This window comes from Vibrio sp. 811, from assembly GCF_033339195.1.
The window spans coordinates 86,718-106,315 of record NZ_JAWOUB010000015.1; the positions used below are offsets into that span (position 1 = coordinate 86,718).

General features: G+C 42.9%; 19 protein-coding genes. 15 read left to right on the top strand and 4 right to left on the bottom strand.

All coding sequences use genetic code 11. The annotated features are described in order from the left end of the window. Nucleotides 1-325: 325 nt before the first annotated feature. Nucleotides 326-967, bottom strand: coding sequence for a murein L,D-transpeptidase catalytic domain family protein (locus tag R7Q46_RS19060; protein WP_005373154.1), 642 nt, complete (start codon nucleotides 965-967; stop codon nucleotides 326-328). Between the two features lie 858 nt (nucleotides 968-1,825). Between R7Q46_RS19060 and R7Q46_RS19065 the strand changes: the two genes are divergently transcribed. Next, on the top strand, nucleotides 1,826-2,401 hold the full coding sequence (locus tag R7Q46_RS19065; RefSeq protein ID WP_017635389.1) for an imm11 family protein: 576 nt from the start codon (nucleotides 1,826-1,828) through the stop codon (nucleotides 2,399-2,401). 139 nt (nucleotides 2,402-2,540) lie between these two features. Here R7Q46_RS19065 and R7Q46_RS19070 read toward each other — a convergent pair whose 3' ends face one another. Continuing rightward, nucleotides 2,541-4,901 (bottom strand): EAL domain-containing protein, encoded by a 2,361-nt coding sequence (locus R7Q46_RS19070; RefSeq protein ID WP_318077710.1) that lies wholly within the window; start codon nucleotides 4,899-4,901, stop codon nucleotides 2,541-2,543. Between the two features lie 473 nt (nucleotides 4,902-5,374). Here R7Q46_RS19070 and rbsD point away from each other — a divergent pair, with 473 nt between their 5' ends. From rbsD to vctC, 14 genes are all read left to right on the top strand, one after another. Further along, nucleotides 5,375-5,794, top strand: coding sequence for a D-ribose pyranase (gene rbsD / locus R7Q46_RS19075; RefSeq protein ID WP_005382620.1), 420 nt, complete (start codon nucleotides 5,375-5,377; stop codon nucleotides 5,792-5,794). A 23-nt stretch (nucleotides 5,795-5,817) separates the two neighbouring features. Further along, a complete protein-coding gene (gene rbsA / locus R7Q46_RS19080) occupies nucleotides 5,818-7,323 on the top strand; it encodes a ribose ABC transporter ATP-binding protein RbsA (RefSeq protein ID WP_213866756.1) in 1,506 nt (501 codons plus the stop codon). Continuing rightward, a complete protein-coding gene (rbsC, locus tag R7Q46_RS19085; RefSeq protein WP_005382618.1) occupies nucleotides 7,320-8,303 on the top strand; it encodes a ribose ABC transporter permease in 984 nt (327 codons plus the stop codon). Before rbsA ends, rbsC begins: the two co-directional genes overlap by 4 nt. A gap of 87 nt (nucleotides 8,304-8,390) precedes the next feature. Further along, entirely contained in the window at nucleotides 8,391-9,269 is an 879-nt protein-coding gene (gene rbsB, locus R7Q46_RS19090; RefSeq protein WP_005373143.1) for a ribose ABC transporter substrate-binding protein RbsB, read from the top strand. Between the two features lie 222 nt (nucleotides 9,270-9,491). Next, nucleotides 9,492-10,409, top strand: a complete 918-nt coding sequence (rbsK, locus tag R7Q46_RS19095) for a ribokinase (RefSeq protein WP_025767872.1) — start codon at nucleotides 9,492-9,494, stop codon at nucleotides 10,407-10,409. A 35-nt stretch (nucleotides 10,410-10,444) separates the two neighbouring features. Continuing rightward, on the top strand, nucleotides 10,445-11,452 hold the full coding sequence (locus tag R7Q46_RS19100; protein ID WP_033906467.1) for a substrate-binding domain-containing protein: 1,008 nt from the start codon (nucleotides 10,445-10,447) through the stop codon (nucleotides 11,450-11,452). Between the two features lie 230 nt (nucleotides 11,453-11,682). Then, the gene (locus R7Q46_RS19105) at nucleotides 11,683-11,901 is read left to right on the top strand and encodes a hypothetical protein (protein WP_005499106.1); all 219 of its coding nucleotides are present in this window, start codon (nucleotides 11,683-11,685) and stop codon (nucleotides 11,899-11,901) included. A 160-nt stretch (nucleotides 11,902-12,061) separates the two neighbouring features. After that, a complete protein-coding gene (gene pnuC, locus R7Q46_RS19110) occupies nucleotides 12,062-12,793 on the top strand; it encodes a nicotinamide riboside transporter PnuC (protein WP_025767870.1) in 732 nt (243 codons plus the stop codon). A gap of 10 nt (nucleotides 12,794-12,803) precedes the next feature. Continuing rightward, on the top strand, nucleotides 12,804-13,535 hold the full coding sequence (locus R7Q46_RS19115; RefSeq protein ID WP_154204300.1) for a nucleoside phosphorylase: 732 nt from the start codon (nucleotides 12,804-12,806) through the stop codon (nucleotides 13,533-13,535). A 134-nt stretch (nucleotides 13,536-13,669) separates the two neighbouring features. Next, on the top strand, nucleotides 13,670-14,350 hold the full coding sequence (locus R7Q46_RS19120; protein ID WP_213872163.1) for a Crp/Fnr family transcriptional regulator: 681 nt from the start codon (nucleotides 13,670-13,672) through the stop codon (nucleotides 14,348-14,350). Between the two features lie 163 nt (nucleotides 14,351-14,513). After that, the gene (locus R7Q46_RS19125) at nucleotides 14,514-15,422 is read left to right on the top strand and encodes a siderophore ABC transporter substrate-binding protein (protein WP_005376635.1); all 909 of its coding nucleotides are present in this window, start codon (nucleotides 14,514-14,516) and stop codon (nucleotides 15,420-15,422) included. 22 nt (nucleotides 15,423-15,444) lie between these two features. Further along, on the top strand, nucleotides 15,445-16,380 hold the full coding sequence (gene vctD / locus R7Q46_RS19130) for an iron chelate uptake ABC transporter permease subunit VctD (protein ID WP_017820306.1): 936 nt from the start codon (nucleotides 15,445-15,447) through the stop codon (nucleotides 16,378-16,380). Further along, complete coding sequence (vctG, locus tag R7Q46_RS19135; protein WP_005376631.1) at nucleotides 16,373-17,323, top strand: iron chelate uptake ABC transporter permease subunit VctG; 951 nt, start codon at nucleotides 16,373-16,375, stop codon at nucleotides 17,321-17,323. Before vctD ends, vctG begins: the two co-directional genes overlap by 8 nt. A 2-nt stretch (nucleotides 17,324-17,325) precedes the next feature. Continuing rightward, a complete protein-coding gene (gene vctC, locus R7Q46_RS19140; RefSeq protein WP_017635379.1) occupies nucleotides 17,326-18,081 on the top strand; it encodes an iron chelate ABC transporter ATP-binding protein VctC in 756 nt (251 codons plus the stop codon). 42 nt (nucleotides 18,082-18,123) lie between these two features. Here vctC and cueR read toward each other — a convergent pair whose 3' ends face one another. Together cueR and R7Q46_RS19150 are read right to left on the bottom strand one after the other, a co-directional pair. After that, on the bottom strand, nucleotides 18,124-18,510 hold the full coding sequence (gene cueR, locus R7Q46_RS19145; protein ID WP_005376627.1) for a Cu(I)-responsive transcriptional regulator: 387 nt from the start codon (nucleotides 18,508-18,510) through the stop codon (nucleotides 18,124-18,126). A gap of 87 nt (nucleotides 18,511-18,597) precedes the next feature. After that, nucleotides 18,598-19,566 carry a helix-turn-helix domain-containing protein gene (locus R7Q46_RS19150; protein WP_025767867.1) on the bottom strand — a complete coding sequence of 323 codons (969 nt, stop codon included), beginning with the start codon at nucleotides 19,564-19,566 and terminating at the stop codon, nucleotides 18,598-18,600. Nucleotides 19,567-19,598: the final 32 nt, after the last annotated feature.

A 19,598-nucleotide genomic window follows, 5' to 3' on the forward strand; every position in this document is an offset into this window, starting at 1 on the left:
TAATATACGGTGTAGATAACGCAAGAAGTAACCCTAAACATATAAAGCCACAGTTACCCACCATGATTAAGGAATCTTAGTGGAACTATGATAACGATGAAAGCCAGTGTCTGATGAACTCAGCGTATACTAACGAGATGGAAGGGGGATGAACAGAGTTTTCTGATCGCACTTAGGTATATTAGCGAATAACACAATAGTTTTCGCTTTCGAGTAAGCGAAAATGGAAAGAGAGTCGTTGCACAAGGACGATTAAGCTAACAGGATTATTACTGGGGAAGAAATAGAATCTTCTTTTTTCTTCCCCATATGTGTCGCATCGGTATTACGCGCTTGCGTAAATAACGCTGCCGCCTTTTATAGTGTCAATGATCTCGCGAGACAACTTCTCTGGCAAAGCAGGGCAACCCCAACTGCGTCCGAGGTATCCATTCTTCTTGATGAAGGAAGGGTTTGCGTAATCGGCACCGTGCACGACAATGTAACGCTCGCGAGCTTTGTCGTTTAATCCAGAGCTTAGCCCATCTAATCGAAGTGAATAGCCATTTGAGCCGTAGTAAGTGGTATCAGTCAAAAAAGTGCCCAATGATGTTTTTCGCGAGTTCACGACATTTGAAAACTGTGTCGCTGTTTTCTTTCCGCTGTTCACGCCGTGAGAAACATACGTATTGTAGATTAGCTTCTTTTTATCTAAATCAACCACATAAAAACGCTTTTCAGTTGATGGTTTACTATAGTCGATGATCGTTAGTACCGACTTCTTTCTATCGGGTGTCTTCTGATAAGCGATGTAAGCGTCACTGAACAACTTAAAGTCTACTATGCCATCTAGCTTGGCTTGTTTAAACACATGTTCAACTTGCTTTGGTCGTAAATGATCCCTGGGTTCGTTATCTGATTGTTTTGCAAAAGCAAAAGGTGAGACAGACAACAGCGCACATGTAAATAATAAAATTAACTTTTTCATCTTGGCTAAATAAAACTCTATGGTGTTACAAATTTACCGATTGCTTCATGCATTCGTTAAAACAACATGCACATCAATATAATTCTATTCCCAATGTTTCTTATTGCACGCTTAGGTGCTTGATATTGGGTTGACGATAAGTTTTCGAGTTAAAAACTAACTAATTGAAACTTATAAAAAATATGAAGTTTAACGATGATTTCTATAAACTTCGGCGTAAATAATATCTGATATATGTAATTAATAAAACTGTGTTTAAGGATATTTGTGAAGTTGCTAATTTATAAAAACGGCGTTTTATTTTTCGTACTTTAGAAACTCTTTTTATTTCAATGTTTTTTCTTTTTCTACGCTTTATCCAATACCTCAAAAGTTTGTGATTTAACTCGTAACAAATCGTAACGCCGAATCGTTATGTGTATAAATGCATTTATAATGTATGAATAAACAACAGGGTGGTAAGAAAAGGCAGTAAAACAGCGGTGAATCGGTTGTTTTTAATTCACGATTGACAAAGCTAAGTCTAAGTCGTACAAAAATTGAACTTGTGAATGTATCGTTTAAGTGAGAGTGATGAGCTCGACAAAAGTGAAGTGATGCGTGCTATTGTTTATTCTCTAACTTATTCGATTACATAAGGAAGGGTACATAGTAAAAATTGAAAAAATAATTCTATCGTGTGGATTAAAATATATAAATAATAAAACTTAGAAATTAAAAGATAAGAACGCCAGATATTAATTCATTAAATTTTTGAACATGAAAGTAAACTCTATCCATTATGTTTGGTTTGGTTTGGTTTGGTGTGAAAGCGCTCGTCTCATTAAGAAAAGCGCTCAAATTTATTTAAGGACGGTTATGACAGCATTTAATAAAGTGTTTATTGTCACTCCCAATGTTAATGATTTTGCAATGTTGCAAGAGTCGCCATTGGAAATGTCTCTTCAAGTAACGGCAAGCAAACCTATCCAACTCTATGGAGAGTCTGTTAAAGCCAGTTGGAAAAGTATTGATATTGAATGGTTAGACGTTATGGGTGAAAAGCCATTGCCCAGGCCTGATATTGCAGCATGGGGATCTTTTACTCTTGCTGTATCCGCTTCTATTGCGGATAAGCTCGATGTGTTGAGCGAGAATGTCGAATTTTTACCATTAAATCTACAAGGAAAGCCTTGGCGAGCATTAAACATTGTCACTCAAATTGATGCCATTGATACCTCTGCTACCGAGTATAATCTTCGTCATGGTAAGCTAAGTCGTGCTAGACCGTTTAAGAAACTCGTTTTGAATAGAGAAGCCGTTAATGAGTCTGACTTGTTCAGAGTAAAAGGTGCTGGGCTCAGAACGTTTTGCACGGACAAAAAAGGTGGCTTGTACGATAGCGTCAAAGCGCTGAATTTGACCGGTTTGGATTTCAAGGAAGTGCTGGTTTAAAAACGAATAAATAGTAATTTACTCAACTAAAGTCATAGATATAGGTATGGGGGAACAAAAGCTGAGCATCTATCAATGAAGCTCATATACAGCTAAATACAGCCGTCACAGTTGTGACTGCTGTACTTCTCCCCTTAACTTATGTTCTTGAAACCCTAATTGAGCTGACCATGGACGCATCAAATCGACTGTCGTCATTTGCCGATTGCCACCACAAGCTCAATTGTTCTTTAGTCATTGGTTTGCCAAATAAATAGCCTTGCATATAGTCGCAGCGGTATGCCGATAGCCATTCATGCATCATATTGTGTTCAATACCTTCTGCTGTAACCGTTTTATTCTGGGCATGGCAAAGCTCAATAATAGGTTTGATCACATGGCCGTTGTTGGTGTTCATCAATGTAACGAGGAACTCTCGATCAAATTTGATTTTTTGAACCGGATACTGAACGAGCTGAGTTAACGATGTGTAACCAGAACCAAAGTCATCAATTGCAAGACGGTAGCCACGCTTTGATAGCTCATCAAGTAGGGCCGTGCCTTGTTGTTCTGCGGCAAAGGTTTCAGTTATCTCTATTTCAATACATTCTGGTTTAACACTGTGCAGTGTCGCTTGTACATGGATGTAGTTTGCCATTTCTATCGAGTTTAGCTCTGCTGATGAAAGATTGACCGAAAGAACAATATCCTTACCGAAAATATTCCTTAATTGATGGTATTCCGCCGTTGCATTGGCGAAAACCCAGCGGTCAATTTTATCAAATAATCCGGCTTGCTCTGCAATTGGAATAAACTCCTTTGGGGGGATAGGGCCGATACCTTCGGCTTCCCAGCGCAACAAGACTTCTAACCCCTCAATTTCGTTGCTTCGATTGTTCATATAGGGTTGAAAAACAAGGTGGAATTCTTCCTCTACATTGCTTTTTCGGAGCGCACGTTCAAGCTGACTTCGTCTTTGAGACTCAATATTGAGAGCGGCTGAATAATAGGCGTATTGATTTTTCCCTGCCCGTTTTGCTTGATACATAGCCGCATCGGCACTGGAGAGTAACTTCGCGATGTCAGTACCGTCTTGAGGATATTGTGCAATACCTACGCTTGCCCTAACGGGAAATGAATTACTCCAAGATGAACTGAGATTACTAATCGGTTTTAGTAACTCTGATGCAAGCAAATCAGGCAAGCGTTTTACCTCTTGATTTGAGCTCAGCAAAATTGCAAATTCGTCACCAGATAACCTGGCGGCAAAGCAGGGACTGTTGTAATCGTGCGAGAACTTTTGACAGGCATTCTTGATGTGTGATGAGAACACTTTTAATAAGTTATCTCCCAATTCATGCCCGTATTTATCATTCACGTATTTAAAGTTATCAAGATCGACGTAAACAACCCACAAAAACTGCGAAGGGGAGATAAGTTCACGAGTGGCAAGTTCATGAAAACGATGGCGATTGGCAAGTTGCGTCAGGTGATCCGTTTCAGCTAGGCGTTTTGTCTTTTTATAGATGACATTAAGTTCCTCATACATATCAAAAAAGCGTGCAGAGAGACGTCCTATTTCATCGTTTGTTTCTAGCTTTTCAATATTGTCACGTTGATTAGATTCAAGTTCGTTCAGCTGCTTATCAAGGCGAGAAACAGGACGCAATACATAGCGGTACAACACCAAAATGATTAATGTGATAGTGAAAAACGCCGCTACGCCAAAGGAGAAAGCAAGTTCTAGCCACACTTTATCGACTTTGTTCCACATCAAATATTCGGCAGGAGAAAGCACGGCATAAAAGTGCGGCAGCAGCTCAATGGTTTGAGCGAGAGGAATATCAAGATAAATGGGTTTGTCGGCGAAAGTAATCACGCTGTGCGTGTCAAACTCGATGTCATGCTTAATCTCATTAAAGGCTTCAAGTGATACGGAAACTACCACAAAAAATACATTTTTTGAGTCAAAGCTCAAAGGGTGAGTCCCCGTTCTTTTGTCGACGACCTCATATTGAAGAAGAATGCTTTGTCCACTGGAGTTATAAATAAAGCCAGTGTGACTGAAAGCCTCTCTCTCATTGAAACTTCGTGATATGTACTCTAACACCTTTGGGTCGACCACGCCCGATGATTCGTAATATTTGTTTTCTGTGTAGTAGAGAAGGTTTTGTTTGCCGTCGAGGATCGCCATGCTCGCATCGCCTTTATAACCATGGCTCAATACTTCAGCGGTCTCGTCTAATCGGTTAAACAAGACTCGTTCACGATAGGGGTTGTTATGATTTACCAAATAGTCTTGTAATACATCACTTTTACTGAGCGTATAGGCATAACTATTAAGAAAAATATTCGCTTGTCGAAACTGCCCGGCGAGCTTTTCCATTTGCAACTGAATATAGCTGTCTTCCCGCTTGATGAGCGTCACTTTTTGAATGCTATAAATAATATAGCTAGATACTAACGCGCTTAATAAGATCACTGGCGCGACAAGCAAAATGACTCTATTGCTTAACTTCATTATGGTTCTTAGTTTCCGTTTGTGTCCCTACAAACGTCGCGTACCAGGTAAGGTACTGAACGGATGATGTGTTTTGGCAAATTGTAACCAGATTGTAAGGTGAGCGTTCTCCAAAATCAGGCAGCTATCTAAGAATTGTGATGACGTGAAAGGTTTCGAGCTTATTAACTAGAGGTTTTCTCAGTAGTTGGACGTCTCTTTTCCTTCCTCCCTGTATAAAACCTAACCGTAATGACAGGGAAATACCGTCATCGAAACGTTTCGATGGTAAAGTGTGACTCAAGTGCACTTTTCCTATTCAATGACAATTGAATTACAGATCATTCTCACACCTTATCGATCTCACACTGGTCAAATTGCGATGACGAATTATTATTTCATCGAAACGTTTCGATGAGTTTTCTGTTAATAACGAAAACACTTTAAAACAGGCGCTCATGGTTGTATGAACGTGTAACCGAAAGGTCGATGAGATGAAAAAAAGTACCCTAATTAACTCAGATATTTCTTACTTGGTGGCGACGCTAGGCCACACCGACGAGATCACGATATGTGATGCTGGTCTACCAATCCCAGAGCATGTTCAGCGAATCGATTTGGCGCTAACGCATGGGGTACCAAGTTTTCTTGATACTGTTCGCGTAATTCTATCTGAGTCCCAAATCGAAGGGGTCATCATTGCGGAAGAGTTCTCTGATGCAAGCCCAGTTTTGCATGAAGCGTTGCTCAACGAACTGAGCAAAGAGAGTGAAGAAACGGGCAAATCTATTGAGGTGAGCTACGTGTCACATGAAGCGTTTAAAGCACGCACGGCCCAAAGTCGCGCTATCGTAAGAACTGGCGAATGCTCGCCATATGCGAACGTTATTTTCCAAGCGGGCGTGGTTTTTTAAGCCAGAGATATTGAGGACAGATTATGACTCAAGCCATTCTACAACTAAGCGAAATTGAGAAGGCGTTTCCGGGCGTAAAAGCACTCGACAAAGCAAGCCTGAATGTTTATCCAGGCCGTGTTATGGCGCTGATGGGTGAAAATGGAGCAGGCAAGTCAACGTTAATGAAGGTGTTGACAGGCATTTACCACATGGATGCGGGGAGCATTCAATATCAAGGTCAGCCGGCGGCCTTTAAAGGTCCACGCGATTCACAGGAAGCTGGTATTAGCATTATTCACCAAGAGCTGAACCTGATTCCTGAACTGACGATTGCCGAAAATATTTACTTGGGACGAGAGTTCACTGGCTCCTTAGGGCGTATCCAGTGGGGCAAAATGTATGACGAGGCTGACAAGCTTTTAAAACGTCTGAATGTAAAGCATTCATCAAAAACATTGCTTGGCGATTTAAGCCTTGGTGAACAACAAATGGTGGAAATTGCAAAGGCACTTTCGTTTGAGTCGAAAGTCATCATTATGGATGAGCCAACGGACGCATTGACCGATACCGAAACGGAATCACTGTTTAAAGTGATTAAAGAGCTTCGCGAGCAAGGATGCGGCATCGTATACATTTCGCATCGTCTTAAAGAAATCTTTGAAATCTGTGACGACATTACCGTGCTTCGTGATGGTAAGTTTATCGGTGAGTGCAAGGTGTCCGACACTGATGAAGATGGCCTAATTGAAATGATGGTTGGCCGAAAATTAGAAGAGCAATATCCACGTATTGATGTCCAACATGGCGAAACTTGTCTTGAAGTCATTGGTTTGACTGGGTCTGGCGTTCAGGATGTGAGCTTTACTCTCAAGCGTGGTGAGATTCTTGGAATTTCTGGCTTGATGGGCGCAGGCCGCACTGAACTCATGAAAGTCATTTACGGCGCATTACCTAGTGAGCATGGTGTTATCAATCTTGATAACAAAACTATTAACCCGGTTAGCCCGCAAGATGGCTTGGCAAATGGTATCGCTTACATCTCTGAAGATCGCAAAGGCGATGGTTTGGTTTTAGGTCTTTCGGTTAAGGAGAACATGTCACTTTGTTCGCTAAACCAGCTGACCAAAGGCTTCCAGATTCAACACAGCGACGAAGTGATTGCTGTGGAAGATTTTATTAAGTTATTCAACATTAAAACCCCAACGCGAGATCAAATCATCGGCAACTTATCTGGTGGTAACCAGCAAAAAGTTGCGATAGCGAAAGGGTTAATGACGAAACCTAAAGTTCTGATTCTGGATGAGCCGACACGTGGTGTTGATGTCGGAGCAAAAAAAGAGATTTATCAGCTCATCAACAAGTTTAAGGCCGAAGGCATGAGCATCATCTTGGTTTCTTCCGAGATGCCTGAAGTGCTCGGCATGAGCGACCGTATTTTAGTGATGCATGAAGGTCGTATCACTGGCGAATTTGATGCGAAAGACGCCGATCAAGAAAAATTACTCGCCTGTGCCGTAGGCAAAGAGATCAATGAGGAAGCAGCATGAGTACGAATACCATGAGCAAACCAACCGAAACTGGCAACAAGAAGTTGTTCACAAAAGAGTGGCTGATTGAGCAAAAATCACTGATAGCTTTGATCTTTCTGATCGTTGTTGTGTCATTTTTGAACCCGAACTTTTTTACGGTCGACAACATTCTCAACATTCTTCGTCAAACCTCCGTGAATGCCATTATCGCAGTGGGTATGACATTAGTTATTTTAACAGCAGGCATAGACTTAAGTGTTGGTTCGGTATTGGCATTGTGTGGTGCCTTTGCGGCAAGCATGATTGCGCTTGAGGTTCCGGTGCTGGTGGCGGTTCCAACTGCTTTAGTCGCAGGTGCAGCGTTAGGTGCGATCAGCGGTATCATTATTGCGAAGGGTAAGGTGCAGGCATTTATCGCTACGCTGGTTACCATGACGTTACTACGCGGTGTGACCATGGTGTACACCGAAGGTCGTCCAATCTCGACAGGCTTTACTGACACCGCGGATGCGTTCGCATGGTTTGGTACTGGCTACGCGCTAGGCATTCCAGTTCCTGTTTGGTTAATGGTGGTTGTGTTCGCTGCGGCTTGGTATTTACTTAACCACACGCGCTTTGGTCGCTATGTTTACGCACTAGGCGGCAATGAGTCTGCGACTCGCCTATCAGGTATCAATGTAGACCGAGTGAAGATTGGTGTCTACGCCATCTGCGGTATGTTAGCAGCGCTTGCAGGCATTATTGTAACGTCTCGTCTTTCTTCGGCGCAGCCAACAGCAGGTATGGGCTACGAGCTAGACGCTATCGCAGCGGTTGTTCTTGGCGGTACCAGCTTGATGGGCGGTAAAGGCCGTATCATGGGTACCTTGATTGGTGCGCTGATCATCGGTTTCTTGAACAATGCACTTAACCTACTTGATGTTTCTTCCTACTACCAAATGATTGCAAAAGCAGTGGTTATCTTGCTGGCGGTATTGGTAGACAACAAAAACAAGTAATTCATAACAATCTGTATATATAAAACAGTGAATACAAACCGAGTCAGGGGACGTGTACTGGCTCACCCTACACAAAGGACTAGAACGATGAAAAAACTTGCAACTCTTATCTCTGCTGCACTTCTTTCTTCAACCGTATCGGTAGCGGCGCAAGCTCAAGATACCATGGCGATTGTGGTTTCGACGCTAAACAACCCGTTCTTCGTAACGATGAAAGACGGTGCGGAAGCAAAAGCGAAAGAATTGGGGTACGACTTAATTGTACTGGACTCGCAAAATGACCCGAGTAAAGAACTGTCGAACATCGAGGATTTAAGTATTCGCGGCGTAAAAGCAATTCTTATCAACCCAACGGATTCTGATGCAGTGTCTAATGCAATTCGTATGGCGAACCGTTCTAAGATCCCTGTGTTGACATTAGACCGTGGTGCAAGCCGTGGTGAAGTTGTGAGTCACATCGCGTCGGACAACGTAATTGGTGGTGAAATGGCAGGCCACTACATCATGGAAAAAGTCGGCGAAAAAGCAAAAGTCATTCAACTTGAAGGTATTGCGGGCACATCGGCAGCGCGTGAGCGCGGTGAAGGCTTTATGAATGCCGTGAAGGGCAGCGATATGGATCTTCTTGCTAGCCAACCAGCTGACTTTGACCGCACAAAAGGTCTAAACGTAATGGAAAACCTGCTAGCGGCTAACCCGGATGTACAAGCGGTATTTGCACAGAATGATGAAATGGCGCTAGGTGCACTTCGCGCAGTTCAAGCTTCTGGCAAAGATGTCGTTATCGTTGGTTTTGATGGTACGGAAGACGGCATTGCAGCAGTTAACCGTGGCAAACTAGCGGCAACTATTGCTCAGCAACCAGACCTTATCGGTGCTTTAGGTGTTGAAACGGCTGACAAAGTTTTGAAAGGTGAAGAAGTAGAAGAGTACATCCCAGTACCACTAAAAGTAGTCACTAAGTAAGTTTTTAGTTCAATAAATCATCCTAATTTTTGCTCTCTCCTCCGTTTATATCTGTCGTTTAGGAGGTGAGGGCAAACTTACCCAAAATACTGCAAAGTGTGGGGTATAGATGCCTTTGGCTTTTTATCGAGACTCCTTCGTCAGGAAGAGAAGTTAAAGTCATCTAATGTATTTTCCTAAACAGTTTTTAAAAAGGGTTCATTCAGAACCGAGGATAACCGTATGAATAAGTTAGTGGTGTTAGGTAGTGTAAACGCTGACCATGTTCTTCAAGTGCCTTCTTTCCCTCGCCCAGGCGAGACGCTGCATGGTCGCAACTATCAAGTTATCCCAGGTGGCAAAGGTGCCAACCAAGCCGTCGCGGCGGCGCGATTAAATGCAGACATCGGTTTTATCGCTTGTGTGGGCGACGACTCATTCGGCATTAACATTCGCGAAAACTTCAAAATGGACGGCATCGATATCACTGGTGTGAAGATGCAGCCAAATTGCCCGACAGGTATCGCGATGATTCAAGTGTCGGACAGTGGTGAGAACAGCATTTGTATCTCAGCAGAAGCCAACGCAAAGCTGACTGCAGAGGCGATTGAGCCTGACCTAGAGCGCATTCGTCAGGCTGATTACTTGTTAATGCAACTAGAAACGCCGATGTGCGGCATTGAGAAAGCTGCGCGTGTAGCGAAAGATGCCAAAACCAATGTCATTCTGAACCCAGCGCCAGCTCGCGAACTGTCAGATGAATTACTGTCTTGCATTGACGTGATTACACCAAATGAAACGGAAGCTGAAGTTCTGACAGGTATTACTGTAACAGACAACGAAAGCGCGCAAGAAGCGGCGAATGTGCTACATGGTAAAGGTATAGAAATTGTCATGATCACACTCGGTGCAAAAGGCGTTTGGCTAAGCCAAAACGGTCGAGGCGAAATCATCTCGGGTTTCCGCGTTGAAGCGACGGATACTACCGCTGCGGGCGATACATTTAATGGGGCATTCGTCACTGGTCTCCTAGAAGGTTTACCTTTAGAATCAGCGATTAAGTTTGCACATGCGGCGGCTGCAATTTCTGTGACCCGCTTTGGCGCGCAAACGTCGATTCCAACCCGCGAAGAGGTGGACGCGTTTCTCGCTGAACAATAAGGCGCACAACGCCTCATTAAAATAGGAGTAGTAACATGGCGACGATGAAAGACATCGCAAAACTGGCAGGGGTTTCCACTTCAACAGTGAGCCATGTTATTAACAAGACGCGTTTTGTGAGCGAAGAGATCTCTGAACGCGTTAACAATGCCGCAAAAGAGCTTAACTACTACGCGCCCTCTGCGTTGGCGCGTAGCCTCAAAGTCAATCGTACCAAAACCATTGGTATGCTCGTGACAACCTCAACCAACCCATTCTTTGGCGAAGTCGTAAAAGGCGTCGAACGCAGCTGCTACCAAAAAGGCTACAGCCTCATTTTATGTAACACCGAGGGTGATAACGAACGTATGCGTCAATCCATTAATACGCTATTGCAAAAGCGTGTCGATGGTTTGATCTTGATGTGCTCGTCGCTAGAAGGAGAGCGTATCGATGTATTTGAGCGTTACCCAGATATCCCAGTTGTGGTAATGGACTGGGGGCCGATGCTATTTACAAGCGATAAAATCCAAGACAACTCACTTCGTGGCGGTTACTTAGCGGCGAAATACTTAATTGATTGCGGCCATACCGAAATTGGGTGCATCACTGGCCCTTTGATTAAACACCAAGCGCAAATGCGATACGAAGGTTATAAGCGAGCAATGAACGAAGCGGGCTTGGAATTTAATGCCAATTGGATCATTGAATCGGACTTCGAATGTGAGGGTGGGTATCAAGCGTTCAAAAAAATGGCTCAGCGTGGCGCATTACCCAGCTCGATTTTCGTCTCTAACGATATGATGGCGATGGGGGTGATTAACGCCGCAAATGAGCTCGATATTAAAGTGCCGGACGACCTGTCCATTATTGGTTACGATGACATCCATATCGCGAAATTTATGTCGCCATCGCTAACTACCATTCATCAGCCTAAGTACCGTTTGGGGCAGGCTGCCGTTGAGACTCTTGTCCGAAGACTGGACGACAAATCTAACGACGCTCAAGTCGTTCAACTGGAACCAACATTGGTTGTACGCAACAGTGTGACGAATTTCTCTTGATTAAAAACAAACGCATGGTTAACAAATTTAGTGCATATAATTTATAAAAAATGGGCTAAAAAATAAATAAGCATGCAAAACAGATGTTCGAATTTATTAACTCAACATTTGAAAAGTGTGATTTTTTGCGAGTAACTCGAAAGATTTCGTGTCGAGAGTGCTTAAAAAGCTTATTATTAATAAAGCCTGTAATTAGATTTATAAATTATTGAGATGAATGGAAAATCTTTATGTTAGTTAAGAGATATGCACAGTATTCAGTAAAGAGGCCGTGGTTTCACCGTTTCAATATTTCACTAGTATTAACGGTGTTTGTCGTGAGTGTTTATGAACTACTTGCGAATGAAGAGTATGTATACTTGGCTGGCGTGGTGTTTACATTTGCTTCGACTTTACTGTTCGCGTCAGCATCGACGTTCAAAAAGCGCTACCTAGGACACGAGTCCTAGTTCATTTGGAATGAATAATTGAGATAAATAGGTACTTTCAAGTAAGTAATGAATCTGAATTATGATCGAGTGCATCAAGAGGAGGACAAATGTCCTCCTTTTTGTTGGGGATCACGCTCTAATATAAGCGTATTCCAAACAAAATAATAAAGGACATGTTATGGACCTCTTTGCCTTACTCGATATTAATAATACTCTCGTTAACATTCCGATCGGCGACGGCTACGCAATGAGTTGGATCGAAGCTTTCGGTACCGTTTTTGGACTGCTTTGCATTTGGTTTGCCAGCCAAGAAAAAACCATCAACTACTTATTCGGTTTGCTGAATGTCACGCTTTTTGCCGTTATCTTTTTTCAAATTCAGTTATACGGATTATTGCTTCTTCAATTGTTTTTCTTCTGTGCGAACATTTACGGCTGGTATGCGTGGACCCGTCCAAACGCACAAGGTGAAACGCTGGAAGTTCGCTGGTTAAATAAACAGAAACTTATTACTACTGCCTCTATTAGCGTTGCATGTATCGCATTATTAACGATCTATATCGACCCATTTTTCTTTGCGCTAGCAAACATTGCTGTTGATAGCTTGAATCTCTTTGGTGCTGGCTTGGCTGAACCGGTGCTTGAACCTGACGCGTTCCCGTTCTGGGATGCAACCATGACAGTACTTTCTGTTGTTGCACAAATTCTGATGACACGTAAATACGTCGAAAACTGGATTCTATGGGTTGTGATTAACATTATCAGTGTGGGTATCTACGCGACGCAAGGTGTTTACGCAATGTCTGTTCAGTACGCGATTCTTATGTTCATCGCTGCCAATGGCACGCGTGAGTGGGCTCGTAGCGCTAAGCGCAATGGCGATAAAACCTTAGCGCACGCTGCTGCGTAAGGAACGAAAAATGGCCAAACAACCTCATATCGGAGTGGATGAAACACAAATCGCTCCCCTCGTTATTGTATGCGGCGAGCCAGATCGAGCGAATCGTATCGCGGCATTATTTGATGATGCAGAAATGGTGTCGGAAAACCGCGAGTATCGTGTGTTTACCGGCAACTACAAAGGCAAGCCTGTTTCAGTGTGTAGTACAGGTATAGGTGCGCCATCGATGATCATCGCAGTGGAAGAGCTAAAACAGTGCGGTGTGACTCATGTGGTACGCGTTGGATCGGCGGGGGCAATGCAATCAGGCATTCATATTGGCGAGTTGATCATTGCCGAAGGCGCGGTAAGAGATGAGGGCGGCTCTAAAGCGTATGTCGATTCGTCTTATCCAGCCTACGCAAGCTTTTCACTGTTAAAGGAAGTTGAGCGTTACTTGTCGATGCAAAAAGTGCATTATCATTTTGGTGTGGTGCGTTCTCACGACAGTTTCTATACCGATGACGAAGATGCAATATGCCAACATTGGAACAAGAAAGGCATCTTAGGTGCCGATATGGAAACCTCTGCGCTGTTTACGGTCGGTCGACTACGAGGCCTTCATGTGGCTTCGATATTAAACAACGTGGTGCTGTATCAACAAGATGTTAAAGAAGGTGTTGGTCAGTACGTTGATGAAGCCAAAGTAATGATGCAAGGTGAGAAGAGTGCCGCGATTACGGCATTAGAAGCCTTGGTTGCTCAGCGTTAGCCAGTCTCTATCTCAGTAAGTCACATAAACAGAATAGATGTAAAGCGACAGGTCACTGTCGCTTTTTTATTTGGAGTTACGGGGTACAATCCACCTTAAATAGTTGTCCGTAACTTTTTCTGAGAGAGCAGAAAATGAAAATCAGCCCTTATCCGACTGGTCGCTTCAAAACATACCTTGAAGAAAAGAGTGCCACCTTTCGCGATTTGATTTATCAATGCCAAATAAATTCGCGTTACTTTGATGCTGGGGAAGCAATTCTCCGCCAAGGTGAGCAACTTCAGTACTTGTATGTTGTGCCAGTAGGTCGAGTCTCGATGAACATATTGGCCGCAAATGGACGACGTTTTCAATTAGGGGAAGTTAACTGCGACTATCATATTTATGGTGAAATGGAGTTCTTCACTCAGACTCCTTGTCAATGGAATGTGATAGCAGATGAACATATGCAGGTTGATGTTATCTGTATCCAAAAACTAACCGAAGCACTGCAAAATCATCCCCAAATGATGGTGTTCTTCGCTTCAGCATTGGCTGAGGATTATCAAGACTCCATGGATATCTACACTAATCGTTTGTTGCATCCCATTACTTACAACATTGCCTATGATCTTCTCGTCCGTAATCAGACGGATAAGTTGCTTGGTGGTTTTGATAAAGTGAACCAAGAGGCTGAGCGGTTTGGTACCTCAGGCCGAGTCTATCGACGTGCAGTTAAGGACTTGATTGAAAAGGGATTGATTACAAAAACGGACAACGGTTTGGAGATTATTGATGAGCTGGCACTCAAAGCGTTTATTGAAGCGCATGAATGATACGCCCAGGTATTGGAACTGATGGGTTTTATAAGTCTTTGATATATCTAAGTCTTGAGTAAACGTAACTAATGTAAAGTACCTTAAATTTTGTTGAATGCATTAAAGAGTAGCGTTATATTGCGAACGCGTATGATAATAGATCTCATTAAGGCTTAACAAAATGAAAAAATTCGTTGGTGCGGCTATGCTGTCGTTATTTACTGTTTCTCCTTCTTTCGCTGCTAAAGTTGTGATTGACCACTACATGGGTCAAACAGAGCTAGAACAATCCCCAGAGCGTGTGGTTGTGATTGGCTTTGGCCCGCTAGATGCGTTGGACAACTTTGGTATCGATCCTGTTGCAGTATCTAACTCTTCTAATCTTCCTAGTTACCTTTCAAAATACAGCAAAGATAACTACACCTCTGCGGGTAGTTTGTTTGAACCTGATTTTGAAACCATCTACATGCAAAAACCGGATTTGATTTTGGTTGGTCCGCGAGCGTCTGCGAAATATGAAGAGCTGAGTGAAATTGCCCCTACAGTTGTTTTTGCGGCGAAAGAGAACCAAGGCTATTGGGAAGGCACGCAAGCGCAATGGCGCAATATTGGTAAGATCTTCAATATCGAAGAAAAAGTAGAGCAGAAAATTGAAGCGCTAGATGCTCAATTCAAAGCAATCCGTGACTACAACCAATCGAACAAAAATGATGCATTAACGATTTTGAGCATGGGTGACAACATCAGCGCGTTTGGTGCCCAGTCGCGATTTGGCGTCATTTATAACGACTTTGGCTTCTTGGAAACGGTTGAGCACGTGAAAACGGGCACTCACGGAGATGTCATTTCTTATGAGTTTATTCGTGAAGCTAACCCGAAAAATATTCTCGTGGTTGACCGAAATTCTCTGACAGGTACGCCGGATAACGATATTCGTAAATCCATGGATAACGACTTAGTCAAAGCGACTGCGGCATATAAAAATCATAAAATCACTTATTTAGATGTGGACGCGTGGTACTTGTCGATGTCTGGTGTGACAGCAACAGAAAAAATGGTCAGTGAGATAAAGCAAACCGTTGAACTGTAATCCAAGATAGCAGAGGTTAACTTTGAAGAAGTTATTGCTAACCCTTGTGGTTTTAAGCACGGTTTCGTTATTTGTTGGGGTGGCAAACATGACGCCCCAACAACTCTTTTCAGGTGATGAGAAAGCATTAGAGCTTTTCTTTACCAGCCGTATACCACGTTTATTTGCCATACTGCTTGCTGGTGCTGGCTTGAGTATTGCGGGTCTTGTCATGCAGCAAATCAGCCAGAACCGATTTGCTGCACCTTCTACAACTGGTACGATCGAATGTGCCATGTTGGGCTACGTACTGAGCGTGGTTTTCTTTGGTAATGATAATCACCTTTGGCTCGTATTTGGCATCTCGGTATTTGGGACGCTAGCGTTTGTTTTCTTTATTCAGCGCATTCAATTTAAGAGCGTGGTTTTTGTGCCACTTGTCGGGATTATTTTCGGCAATGTCATCCAATCCATGACTACGTTTATCGCTTACAAATATGATGCACTTCAAAGTCTGAATGCTTGGACAGTCGCAAACTTCGCTAACATCTTGCGTGGTGATTTTGAACTGCTGTACATCGCGGTACCAATGGTTATCCTCAGCTATCTTTTTGCCGCAAGGATCTCTGCCGTAGGTATCGGAAAAGATTTCGCGATTAACTTGGGTTTGAATTATCAGCAGGTTGTGACGATTGGCGTACTATTGGTGTCCATCATGTCAGCAAGTGTCGTGATGATTGTTGGCCAGTTGCCATTCCTAGGGCTGATTGTGCCTAATCTCGTGAGTCACTTTTATGGCGATAACCTCAAAAAGAACATTCCGCTTACGGCCATGTATGGGGCCATTTTAGTGTTGTGTTGCGACTTGGTGAGTCGTTTAATTATTTTCCCTCATGAAATGCCAATCTCTATCGTGATTAGCATATTGGGTGGCGTGGTATTCATCGCAATGTTGTTGCGAGGTAAGCAACATGCGTGATTCAACGAAAATCCTGCTGCTAGGTGGCATTGCGATTCTTTTCGCGTGTCTGTTTATTGGTATTGGGCTAACGGCTGACAACTACCAATATTTTTTGTCTCGTAGAGTTCCTAAAGTATTGGCGATAGTGCTAGCGGGTGTGGCCATTGCTCAGTCTTCACTTGTATTTCAAACCATTACGCACAACCGAATTTTAACGCCAAGTATCATGGGTTTTGATGCGCTGTATGTGTTAACCCAAATTTTGATCGTGTTGATTTTTGGTGGGTTGAGTACCTTAGTTCTTAACTTGTACGTAAATTTCGCGATTGCAGTAATTGTAATGGTGTCGTTTTCGCTACTGCTGTTTGGGTTTTACTTTTCAAAAGGCAGCAAGAACTTGATTACGTTGCTATTGGTCGGCTTGATCTTTGGTCAGCTATTTTCCAATGCGGCGTCATTCTTTTCTTTGCTGATGGACCCAAACACATATGCAATTGTTCAGTCGAAACTGTACGCCAGTTTCAATAATGTCAAAGTGAACTTGGTTTACTTTAGTGCTCCGGCTTTGATGTTTGCATGTTGGTTGTTGTTTAGGATGCATCGCACTTTAGATGTGTTTTGGCTCGACCAAGACAATGCGAAAAGTTTGGGTGTTGATGTACCTAAAGTGACGAGAAATGTGTTTATTATCTCGGCGGTTTTGATTGCTATTTCTACGGCTTTGGTAGGGCCAATCATGTTCTTTGGTTTACTAGTGACCAACTTAAGCCGAGAAATGTTCCGAAGTTACCAACATAAAACGCTATTGGTCGGATGTTCGTTTTTATCCATCAGTTCACTACTTGCTGGGCAATGGATAATCGAAAACGTGTTCAGTTTTGAGACGACGTTGAGTGTCGTAATTAACTTTATCGGCGGTGCGTATTTCTTATACCTGCTGCTGAAAAACAAAGTTGTATAAATATGATAGTAATAGACAAATTAACGAAGGCTTTCGGTTCAAACAAAGTCGTAGACGAGGCCAATACTCAGTTTGAAAAGGGCAAGGTAACATCGATTATCGGTCCAAATGGCGCTGGAAAGAGCACGCTGTTATCTATGGCCTCGCGCTTAACGGAGCGAGATGGCGGTAGTGTTATCATTGATTGCAAGGAAATCGCGGAATGGGACACAAAAGAGCTAGCGAAAAAACTGGCAGTACTTCGCCAAGCTAACTCGATTACAATGCGGTTTACCGTAAAAGAGTTAGTCTCTTTTGGTCGTTTCCCATACTCTAAAGGAAATCTGACTAAAGAAGATCATGAGGTCATAGAACAAGCGATCGACTACTTAGATTTGCAAGATATTCAAGACAAATACTTGGATGAATTAAGTGGTGGTCAGCGACAGCTTGCATTTATTGCTATGGTGATTGCACAAGATACAGATTATGTCTTTCTTGATGAACCTCTTAATAACTTAGATATCAAACACTCTCTTCAGATCATGAAAGTTGTGCAGCAGTTAGCCCATGACATGAATAAAGCCATGGTGGTCGTGATTCATGATATTAATTTCGCGGCGTGTTACTCAGATGTCATATTGGCGCTTAAGAAAGGCAAGGTTGTGGCGAGTGGTGCGGTTGAAGAGGTTATTCAAGCATCTACGCTAGAGGACATCTACGAAACGCCATTTAACATCATAGAGTTAAACGGTAAGCGCATGTGTACCTATCATTAAGCGAGCTAGTTCGTTTTAAACGAGATCAATAGATAGGCGGGCTTACTTGGTGAGCTCGTCTATGATTGGGCATCGGCTCTCTGCATCTCCAGGACAAGAAGAAACCCAACCTTCAAGTTGCGTTTTGATCTCCATGAGGTGTGCAATTTTTTCTTCAACCTCTCTCAGTTTGTCCATGGTTCTTGCTTTTACTTCGCTACTTTTGCGGTTGGGGTTATGAGCAAGTTGTACGAACTCTTTGCATTCTTGCAACGAAAAGCCTGCGCTTTTTGCGCGTGATACCAAGTTAAGCTCTTGAATATGATTATCTGAATATTCGCGATAGCCAGAGTCGCTACGCGCTGGTGGAGATATGATCCCTTTGTCTTCATATAATCGAATCGACTTAGATGAAAGCCCTGTGAGCTTCGCGACAGCACCAATATTCATGTTTAACCTCCATAACGTTTAAGGCGAGTATATACCGATGTTGTGGATAAGACACTCCTAAATAACAGTCAGTTATCTAGAGTCCCCTTACTCTTTAATCACTTCATGTGGTGGCACACCAAATGCCTTTTTGAAGGCATAAGTGAAGTTAGAAGGGTGGTGGTATCCGGCTTCATAGGCGGCTTCTGTTATCGTCACTAAGCCACGTTCCAAATGTTGCCTAGCAATCTCAAGACGTCGAAAACGAATGTAGCCGTTTATGGTCATATTAAGTGATTGTTTAAATCGACGCTGCAGGTTTGAAACACTCATTGAGAATTGGCTCGCCAACTTTTCCAAGCGTAGTTCTTGATCAAGGTGAGTTTCAATATAGCTGACAATATCCTCAATTCGACCATCAATGTGTCGTTCAATATTGCTGTTTTTAGCACTGAAATTCTTAGGAATTTGCTTGGTGGCTTGATGTAATATTTGATAGATCAAGCTTTCGACCTCTAGCTTTTCTTGGAACTCTTGCGGTGTTTCTCTATTTGTTAACGTTTCGGCCAGCTCGCATAGCGTCTGGTTAGGCTCCAACTGTTGAAACGCCTGATGAGAGTTAAAAAAGGCTCGATGACTACAATTTTGCTCAAGGCGGGCCTCTAGCCATTGGGGCTTAACCAATATGTTGATCTTATTAATGAGGTTATCTTTGAGCAGTGAACGACGAAAATTTGCAGGTTTGAGTAAGTTCACCACTACACCCTTAGGGCCGTCGCTCGCGTCTAAATCAAATTGCAAATCGTCGTAGCCAAACGAGAGTCTACCTTCTAAAAGAATAGTGACCAGCAGTGAGGCGTGTGCAGTAGAAACAATATTCGAATCAATAAGTTCTAGACAACGCCCGCCATGAACAAAAATTTGATCATTGTACTGATATGATAGGAACTTACCTTCGGCCAGTTGAGTTTGACAAGGTTGGCCTTGCGTGACAATCCATTGTTTCTCTGTCGCCTCTAGTCTTTGGGTTAAAGCTATCTTGGCAATTTTAGTTCGTTTTGTTGTGACTTCCTGCATTTGACACTTCCTCATAACACTTGTGCGATTTC